1 protein-coding gene is annotated in these 1,059 nt (G+C 50.0%); it reads right to left on the bottom strand.

Annotated features, from left to right (window positions below; translation table 11 throughout):
* Positions 1–11: 11 nt before the first annotated feature.
* Positions 12–1,012 (bottom strand): IS630 family transposase gene (locus DVK06_RS16635; protein ID WP_121601112.1). Its coding sequence is split into 2 segments (ribosomal slippage): positions 12–520 and positions 520–1,012, totalling 1,002 coding nucleotides; the frame shifts between segments, so codons are not numbered across the junction.
* Between the last annotated feature and the right edge of the window lie 47 nt (positions 1,013–1,059).

The raw sequence follows: 1,059 nt of genomic DNA, 5'->3' as shown, positions 1-1,059 counted from the left end.
TATAGTAGTTGCTAGAAATAATTACTCACTTTTGGAATCGAGAGTTGATCAAGAGCACTGTCGATCGCTGTTGTAAGTTCGTCGAGTGAGTCGAAAAAGCGGTTGCTGAGAGCTGCTTGGAGCTGTCTCCAGCATTCCTCGACAGGATTCAGTTCCGGCGAATATGATGGGAGCGTCACAAAGGCGAGGTCGTCACGGGCCGCGAGGTCCGTGACGGCCGATGCCTGAAAATACGGTGCTCCATCGAGAACGACAATCAAATCATCTTCAAATTCTTCACATAGTGCTAAAATGAAATGTTTTGCGTGATCAGCGGTAATGTACTCTGTAAATCGAGAGAAGAAGCGATCACCGTTTTCGGTGATCGCGCCCAGCAGACACGTCCAGTCCCGTTGACCAGATAATTCGACAGAAGGCCGCGTGCCGCGCGGAAACCACGCGGCACGCGGCTCAACTTGGACAGATTTCTTGGTTTGATCAATACAGACTACTGTGGCGTCCATTTCGCGCCGCTTTTTTTGATCTCGTCGTAAAACTCATCTTGCTCGTCTTCGTCGGATTCAGACGCTGAACGGCGTGGTTTTTGATAACTCAATCCCGCTTCTTTCAACAACCGCCGGCAGCTTGGGATTGAGTAGTCGACGCCGTACGTTTCTTCAAGATATTCTTGTGCGAGCGCCGGCGTCCACGCCGGCGCGTCAACGCCGATCTCTTCGGGTGATTCGTGGACTGTTTGTTCAAACTCTTTTTGCTGTTTTTCTGAGAGTTTTCGTTTCCGACCAGATCGGTGAGCATCTGTAACAGCTTGTTCAAGCGGTTCGTCGGTATCGAGTCGGTTGAGCCAGTTATAGATCGTTTTTCGCTCTGTGTCGTACCACTCGGCAAGTTCGGTTTGCGTGACGCCGTTTTTGTACGCGATCGCAGCTAACAGCCGTTGAGTCGGCTTGTTTCCATCAACATTGTCAAGCGCCTCTTGGAGTTCTTCGACGGAGATCTCGTTGAGGTGATCCATTACAGGCAACATATCTCTCTGAGTAAAAAGTTCTACCGACTACTATA

The organism is Halorubrum sp. Atlit-28R (assembly GCF_003665955.1).
Taxonomy (GTDB): Archaea; Halobacteriota; Halobacteria; order Halobacteriales; family Haloferacaceae; genus Halorubrum; species Halorubrum tropicale.
Note: the sequence above shows the minus strand (reverse complement) of the source record. Positions and strands in the feature narration are given on the sequence as shown.